Consider the following 6,816-nt stretch of genomic DNA (forward strand, 5'->3'; position numbering starts at 1 on the left):
GCCCAGTGTTGGATTTGTACCGCTCTTATGAGGTTCGGCAATCCTTGGAAGGGGTGATGGCACCACTTGCTGAGGAAGGGATTGAGCTGTTCTCAACAGGTATTGAAGGTTCAACGAACCTCAAAGTGCTCAAATCTGAGCGGGAATGGTTTAACTCACCCAAGCCAGAGGACGTGACGCCAGAGACGACCAGTGGAACAGGGCTGTTTCGGTTGGTCTCTTTAACGTTCAAGGATGATAATAAGTGGCGTTTCCATGATGGAACAGCAGAGATTTATGCTCTGGTTGAGGATGATCGATTTACTGCAAGAGTTGCTTCTGGCCAAGAGGCATTCTGCAGCGGGGATACCTTACGTGTTAGGTACACCAAAACTCAGTGGTTAGAAGGTAACAAAATTCGTTCTGAGTATGTCATTGATGAAGTGTTGGAACACATTACTGCGTTTCGCCAGCTTCCTATGAATTTTGAATAGACCACTGTACTAACCCACCATAAACCCATGCCATAGAGGCCCCTCGGTACGCTGCTGATAACGCAGTTCACCGAGGGGCCTTTATGTTATCACTCGCACTTAAATGGCTGCTTCGTCCCGATGTGGAAGGGGGCGAAGTCAACCATCCCGCCGACCGTGGTGGTCATACCAAGTACGGCATCGCCGATGCCGCCGATGGCAAGAAGGACGGCATGGCCGACCTCGATCGGGATGGGGTACCCGATATTGCTATTGGTGATTTGACCCCGGCCCATACCGAGCCCTTTTACCGCCAGAACTACTGGATGCCCGCCCGCTGTGACCTGATTGCGAGCTTAAGCCCTGCACTCTCTATCGCCGTGTTTGATGCAGCGGTGCATCACGGGCCGAAACGCGCTATCCAACAGCTGCAGCAGGTCTTGGGGGTGATGGCAGATGGTCGCCTTGGCCCGGTATCTATTGGCAGGCTCAAGCAGCAACTGGGCGCCAAGGGAGAGGGCCAGTTCCTGCTGGCGCTGATGATGCAGCGGGCCAGCTTCATGCACGGCATTGTGCGCAAAGACCCGAGCCAGTGGGCCAATGCTGATGGCTGGATCAACCGGCTGCTGCGTCTGCAGAGCTACCTCCTTTCTGACGTGGTTGGCGAGGTGGTGGTATGAGCGTGCTGACCATCAAGCAACAGAAGGCGGCGGCCGCGATCCAGGCTGCGGGCTGCTTTGGCATTCCTGAGCTCAAGAACCCCCGCTATCTCGCTTGCTTCAAGGATGGGCGCAAAGCCCATCTCAAGGCCGCTTTGGCCAATCAGATCGCTGACCCGAAGGCGATCCCGCTCTATAGCCACCACAAGACCCGTCAATCCCTGTTCGAGAAAGGGTGGCGTTCGGTGACCGAACTGGATCGCCTGCGGGCCCGTGCCCGTCATTCCCAACCTCAACAAAAGGAAGTCCATCATGCCTGATTCCCTGTTACCTCAAGCGAAGTCTGCCTTCAAAAGCCGCACCGTGATCGGTGGTGTGATTGCCGTGGGGGCCGGTATTGCGGGCCTGTTCGGTGTGCCGGTCGATGCGGGTACCCAAGCTAGCCTGGCATCCACCCTGGTGGATCTGGCCAGTGCGGTGGGTGGCCTGCTCGCCATCTGGGGCCGCATCAAGGCGACCCATACCGTCCGTTAGTAGCCATACGAGAGAGGTCATGTGACAGACCATATAGACCGCGCCCAGCAGGCCGATGCCGATCGGACTGGGCGCATTATCGAAGCCCACCAGAACAGGGCAAGGCCACACGGCGATGGTATCTGCTGCGATTGTGACGAAGCCATCCCGCCCTCCCGCCTTGCAGCCGAGCCTGGTGCCGAGCGCTGTATCGAGTGCCAGACCCTGTATGAGCGCAAGGAGGCGACCCGTGTGGGAATTCATCGTTAAGAACTGGGGCCCGCTCTATGCGTTGGCCAGCCTGGTGGGTCTGGTGGTCATCATCTTGCTCTCCAAGACCTACGCCAAGCGCGAAGACCTCACTGCTCTGGTGCAGAGAGTACAGCGGGTGGAGCAGGTACTGGCTGATCTGCCGAGCGAGCGTGAGCTGCACAAGCTGCAGTTGGAGATAAGCGAATTGCGGGGGGAGTTGCGGGAGGTGAAGCCGGAGCTGCGCCAAGCCCGTCGCCTTGCCGATCTGCTGTTGGAAAATGAACTCAAGGAGAAGGCATGAGTATTCAAGCGATATTGGACGCCCAGCAGCGGCTGGTGATCCTGCGCTCCCTGCTGGATATCGGTGGTGCCGCCAACGAGTCAATCCTCAATGACTGCCTCGACCAGCTGGGTACCGGCCGGGTGACGCGGGATCGGGTGAAGACCCTGCTGGCCTGGCTGGAAGAGCAGGGACTGGTGCGCATCGAGCGACTGGCCACTGTGCAGGTGGCTCACTTGACCGGTCGGGGCCAGGACGCGGCAGAGGGCCGGGCAACGGTGCCCGGCGTCAAGAAGCCCAGGGCTGGGGATTAAGGGGAGGATTAAGCATGAGTGAGAAGCCTACCCGAGGCCGCGCCAGCAAGGTGTGGCTGCTGCCTGAGTCTATCCGCAACGCGCTCAACGAGATGCTGCGGGACAAAGGCAACAGTCAGGCCGCCATCCTGGATGAAATCAACGGTCTGATCGAGGAGGCGGGGTTGCCCGATGATCTCAAGCTCTCCCGCTCCGGGTTAAGCCGTCATGCCAGCCAGGTTGAACAGGTCGGCCAGCACCTGCGGGATTTGCGTGAAACCACGGCCGCCTTGACCTCTCAGCTTGGCGATAAACCGATGGGGGAGACCACCAAGCTCATTCTGGAGCTGGGCCGTTCCCAGTTGTTCAAGGCGATGCTGGCTCAGGTGCAGAACCCGGAGGAGGCGGTGGATATCGACATGCTGAAGAACGCCATGCTGGCGGCCCAGCGGCTCGAATCGACCGCGATGCAGAGTCACAAGCGGGAGAAAGAGATCCGCCAGGCATTTGCCGAAGAGATCGCCGCCAAGACTGAAGCCATCGTGACTCAGGCGGGCTTGAGCGGTGAAGCCGCCGCCGAGATACGCCGCGAAATCCTGGGGATTGCCTGATGACCGCCATTGCTCAGACCCCTATCGCCCAACAGTTGGCCCAGACCCTGGGTACCGAATATAACCCCGAGGAGGTCTTGCTGCCGTACCAGCGGATCTGGATTGCCGACGAGAGCCCGCTCAAGATTGCCGAGAAGAGCCGCCGTACCGGTATCACCTGGGCGGAGGCGGCCGACGCTGCTCTGACGGCCGCCAAGACCAAAACGGCAGGGGGTTGCCACCACTTTTATGTAGGCAGTAACAAGGAGATGGCCCGCGAGTTTATCGATGCGGTGGCGATGTGGGCCAAGGCGTACAACAAGGCGGCCGGTGAGATCCAGGAGGAAGTGTTCACCGACGATGAGGATAAAGCGATCCTCACCTTCGTGGTCTATTTCGCCTCGGGCTTCAAGGTGCAGGCGCTCTCCAGCAACCCCTCCAACCTGCGGGGGATGCAGGGCAATGTGACCATCGACGAGGCCGCTTTCCACGACCGACTGGCCGAGGTGCTCAAGGCCGCCATGGCGCTGACCATGTGGGGCGCCAAGGTGCGGTTGATCAGTACCCATAACGGCGTCGATAACCTGTTTAACCAGCTGATAAACGACAGCCGAGCGGGCCGCAAAGCGTATTCCATTCATACCATCAGCTTGGACGATGCCTGCCGTCAGGGACTCTATCGCCGGATCTGCCAGGTTAAGGGTGGCCTTTGGACACAGGAAGCTGAGGACGCCTGGAAGGCGGGGCTGCTCAAGGCCACCGCCACCGAAGAGGATGCCCTTGAGGAGTATTTCTGCGTACCCAAGCAGAGCAGCGGTGTCTATATCAAGCGCACCCTGATCGAGCGGGCGATGCAACCGGATATCCCCATCCTGCGCTTTACCGCCCCCAAAGACTTCGAGCTGCAGAGTGAGGAGAGCCGCAAGGCAGTAGTGGATATCTGGTGCGAGGAGAACCTCAAGCCCTGTCTGGAAGCGCTTGATCACAGTTGTCGTCATGCGTTTGGAGAGGACTTCGCCCGCAAGGGGGACTTGTCGGTGTTCGTGCCGCTCTCCATTGCAACCAACTTGCGCAAACGGGTGCCCTTTGTGGTGGAGCTGGTCAATGCCCCCTATGAGAGTCAGCGCCAGATCCTGTTCTACCTGCTGCAGGGGTTGCACCGTTTCACTGCGGCGGCCTTCGATGCCACCGGTAACGGCGGCTATCTGGCAGAGTCTGCCAGACTGCGCTGGGGCGCCAGCATGATCGAGTGCGTGATGCTCAATGACCCTTGGTATCGGGAGTGGATGCCCAAGCTCAAGGCAGAATTTGAGGATGGCAACCTGACCATCCCGCGCCATGCGGACGTGCAGGATGACTTGGGGAAAATCCAAGTCATCAACGGCATCCCCAAGATCGACAAGGGCAAGAACACCGGCCAAGGGGGCCAACAGCGCCACGGTGACTTTGCGGTGGCCTTGGCCATGGCGGTGCGGGCCAGTTGGATGGAGGGGGGCACCATCGAGTTCATCCCACTACCAGGTAAACGTGATGACCATGGCAGCGACAACAACGATGACTATCACCGATATGAGCGAGGAGCCTGGTAATGGGCAGGATCATTGATATCCATGGCAAAGCCATGAGCCTGGAAAAAGAGCCGCAGACCGAGAACGATGTCAAGTTGGCCCAGCTGCGCCGTCACTACAGCGATCATCCGACCATCGGGCTGACCCCAGGAAAAGCGGCTGCTGCACTGAAAGAGGCCGAGGAAGGGGGCCTGATCGCCCAGTGCGAGCTGGCCGAAGACATGGAGGAGAAGGATGCCCACCTGCAGAGCGAGCTCGGCAAACGCCGCCGTGCCCTGCTTGGGGTGAGCTGGACAATCGAGCCACCCCGCAACGCCACCCCGGCCGAGAAGCTTGATGCCGAGCTTATCCGGGAGCTGCTGGAGGACTTCACCTGGTTGGATGATGCCATCTTTGACGCCACCGACGGGATCCTCAAGGGGTTCAGTGCCCAGGAGTTCAGCGGCTGGGAGATGGTCGAGGGGCTGCAAATCCCCAAGGGTATCATCTGGCGTGATCCCGCCTGGTTTCAGACCCACCCGGATGATCGCAACCAGCTGCGGCTGCGGGATAACAGCCATGAAGGGGTTGCCCTCAACCCGTTTGGCTGGCTGCTGCACAAGGCCAAGTCCAAATCGGGGTATCTGGCCCGCACCGGCCTTGTCCGTACCCTGATCTGGCCGTTTCTGTTCAAGAACTACAGCGTGCGGGATCTTGCCGAGTTTCTGGAGATCTACGGCCTGCCGGTGCGCCTTGGCAAATACCCGGAAGGGGCGACCGAGAAAGAGAAGGCAACCCTGCTGCAGGCGGTGCTCTCCATCGGTCATAACGCCGGGGGCATTATCCCGCGCGGGATGGAGATTGAGTTCCAGAATGCCGCCAGTGGTCAGGCCGATCCCTTTGTGGTGATGATGGATTGGTGCGAGCGCTCCATGAGCAAGGCCATTCTGGGGGGCACCTTGACCTCGCAGGCCGACGGCAAGAGCTCGACCAATGCTTTGGGCAATGTCCATAACGAGGTGCGCCAGGAGGTACGGGATGCAGATCTCCGCCAGCTAGCCGCCACCCTGACCCGCGATCTGGTCTATCCCCTCTATGCCCTGAATGGCAAGAGCTACCAGGGGCCGCGCCGTAGTCCCCGGCTGGAGTTTGATGTGACCGAGCCGGAGGATATCTGCCGTTATGCCGACAGCCTGCCCAAGCTGGCCGCCTGCGGCATGCGCATCCCGCTCGACTGGGCTCACAAGAAGATGCAGATCCCGCAGGCTGAACCCGATGAGCCGCAACTGGTTGCCGCTACGTCGGCCAGCAAACCGCCAGCTGATAAAGGGGAGGGGTGATGGCGGTGGCTGTTTTTAGCGCCCGATCTTCTTTAGCCCCCTCTCCCCTTGCGGGAGAGGGTTGGGGTGAGGGGGCGGTAACGTCAGTTTGTCGTTGGCACAACAAGCAGCAGGGGGAATCAGATGGCAAATAACGAGAGTGCGCTCAATATGGTGGGGTTGGTGGAGGCGAGCGACTATCTGGCCAGCTTGCTGGCACGGTTCGCTTCACTGGAGCAGGGGAACGGCGTGGCGGCGGTCAGCGCTTTGCCAGAACTGCTGGCAGCCCAGCCTGATCCCCGCTCTCTTTACTTTGGCACCCCGCAGGAATACGGTGCCGCCCACCAGTTCGGCCGTCCCGAGATCAACCTGCCAGAGCGCCGCGCTCTGGGGCTGTCAGAAGGGGATAAACAGAGCGTGCTGGATACGTTGGAGGGGTATCTCAGCCCCGAGCGATTGTGAAGCCTTATAGTACGATGATGACCCTAGGCTAAAGGTATGGCGCAGAAGGGAGGTCTGGAGTTCATTATGGAGAGATTTAAACAGTTTTAAACACCATATCTAGTGAGCGTTGCTCATCTTGATGAAATCATTCTGGATGATTAATGACCAAGCTCGAGTTTAAAATGTGATGTTAATCAATAATTTTGGTGAGGATTAGTGAAAGGTCTATTTTTCGATTGGAACTGTAGTTGTAAGTAGTTATAGTGCGCGTGCATTCACAACCACATCGTGGTTTGAGCGAGAACATCACAGGTTAGCGAAAGCTTAAAATAGGAGCGAAAGCTCTGTGGAGTGTAAGTGCTCTAACAGATCCGGTGAGGCGGCCACGCGAACTGTCGCCACGGCGCCCGGATCGCCCCGCTGTGAGCGGGGCAGGTTAGTTCCACGGGTAAAACCCCTTATATCTC

11 protein-coding genes are annotated in these 6,816 nt (G+C 58.9%); all 11 read left to right on the forward strand.

Annotated features, from left to right (window positions below):
• A partial coding sequence (locus ACRAUW_RS15805) for a hypothetical protein (RefSeq protein WP_431363046.1) occupies positions 1-473 on the forward strand: 473 nt, incomplete at its 5' end.
• An 83-nt stretch (positions 474-556) separates the two neighbouring features.
• Entirely contained in the window at positions 557-1,132 is a 576-nt protein-coding gene (locus ACRAUW_RS15810) for a glycoside hydrolase family 108 protein (RefSeq protein WP_431363047.1), read from the forward strand.
• Positions 1,129-1,431 (forward strand): hypothetical protein, encoded by a 303-nt coding sequence (locus ACRAUW_RS15815; RefSeq protein WP_431363048.1) that lies wholly within the window; start codon positions 1,129-1,131, stop codon positions 1,429-1,431. Before ACRAUW_RS15810 ends, ACRAUW_RS15815 begins: the two co-directional genes overlap by 4 nt.
• Positions 1,424-1,645 (forward strand): hypothetical protein, encoded by a 222-nt coding sequence (locus ACRAUW_RS15820; protein ID WP_005353373.1) that lies wholly within the window; start codon positions 1,424-1,426, stop codon positions 1,643-1,645. The genes ACRAUW_RS15815 and ACRAUW_RS15820 overlap by 8 nt, the downstream gene beginning before the upstream one ends.
• A 21-nt stretch (positions 1,646-1,666) precedes the next feature.
• Entirely contained in the window at positions 1,667-1,894 is a 228-nt protein-coding gene (locus ACRAUW_RS15825; protein WP_244776889.1) for a TraR/DksA C4-type zinc finger protein, read from the forward strand.
• Positions 1,875-2,177 (forward strand): DUF2730 family protein, encoded by a 303-nt coding sequence (locus ACRAUW_RS15830; protein WP_081042918.1) that lies wholly within the window; start codon positions 1,875-1,877, stop codon positions 2,175-2,177. Before ACRAUW_RS15825 ends, ACRAUW_RS15830 begins: the two co-directional genes overlap by 20 nt.
• Positions 2,174-2,470, forward strand: a complete 297-nt coding sequence (locus ACRAUW_RS15835; protein ID WP_013723697.1) for a VpaChn25_0724 family phage protein — start codon at positions 2,174-2,176, stop codon at positions 2,468-2,470. The genes ACRAUW_RS15830 and ACRAUW_RS15835 overlap by 4 nt, the downstream gene beginning before the upstream one ends.
• Positions 2,471-2,484: 14 nt before the next feature.
• Entirely contained in the window at positions 2,485-3,060 is a 576-nt protein-coding gene (locus tag ACRAUW_RS15840) for a DUF3486 family protein (RefSeq protein ID WP_106843604.1), read from the forward strand.
• On the forward strand, positions 3,060-4,628 hold the full coding sequence (locus ACRAUW_RS15845; RefSeq protein ID WP_431363049.1) for a terminase large subunit domain-containing protein: 1,569 nt from the start codon (positions 3,060-3,062) through the stop codon (positions 4,626-4,628). The genes ACRAUW_RS15840 and ACRAUW_RS15845 overlap by 1 nt, the downstream gene beginning before the upstream one ends.
• Complete coding sequence (locus tag ACRAUW_RS15850; protein WP_431363050.1) at positions 4,628-5,926, forward strand: DUF935 domain-containing protein; 1,299 nt, start codon at positions 4,628-4,630, stop codon at positions 5,924-5,926. Before ACRAUW_RS15845 ends, ACRAUW_RS15850 begins: the two co-directional genes overlap by 1 nt.
• A 123-nt stretch (positions 5,927-6,049) precedes the next feature.
• Positions 6,050-6,367, forward strand: a complete 318-nt coding sequence (locus ACRAUW_RS15855; RefSeq protein WP_431363051.1) for a phage virion morphogenesis protein — start codon at positions 6,050-6,052, stop codon at positions 6,365-6,367.
• Positions 6,368-6,816 lie beyond the last annotated feature (449 nt).

The sequence above is a fragment of the Aeromonas sp. genome, from assembly GCF_050633025.1.
In the GTDB taxonomy this organism is placed as follows: domain Bacteria; phylum Pseudomonadota; class Gammaproteobacteria; order Enterobacterales; family Aeromonadaceae; genus Aeromonas.

What these genes read in the sequence shown, in the direction of transcription:
- ACRAUW_RS15810 (WP_431363047.1), top strand. Translation starts at nt 557, where the DNA reads ATGTTATCACTCGCACTTAAATGGCTGCTTCGTCCCGATGTGGAAGGG.
- ACRAUW_RS15815 (WP_431363048.1), top strand. Translation starts at nt 1,129, where the DNA reads ATGAGCGTGCTGACCATCAAGCAACAGAAGGCGGCGGCCGCGATCCAG.
- ACRAUW_RS15820 (WP_005353373.1), top strand. Translation starts at nt 1,424, where the DNA reads ATGCCTGATTCCCTGTTACCTCAAGCGAAGTCTGCCTTCAAAAGCCGC.
- ACRAUW_RS15835 (WP_013723697.1), top strand. Translation starts at nt 2,174, where the DNA reads ATGAGTATTCAAGCGATATTGGACGCCCAGCAGCGGCTGGTGATCCTG.
- ACRAUW_RS15840 (WP_106843604.1), top strand. Translation starts at nt 2,485, where the DNA reads ATGAGTGAGAAGCCTACCCGAGGCCGCGCCAGCAAGGTGTGGCTGCTG.
- ACRAUW_RS15845 (WP_431363049.1), top strand. Translation starts at nt 3,060, where the DNA reads ATGACCGCCATTGCTCAGACCCCTATCGCCCAACAGTTGGCCCAGACC.
- ACRAUW_RS15850 (WP_431363050.1), top strand. Translation starts at nt 4,628, where the DNA reads ATGGGCAGGATCATTGATATCCATGGCAAAGCCATGAGCCTGGAAAAA.
- ACRAUW_RS15855 (WP_431363051.1), top strand. Translation starts at nt 6,050, where the DNA reads ATGGCAAATAACGAGAGTGCGCTCAATATGGTGGGGTTGGTGGAGGCG.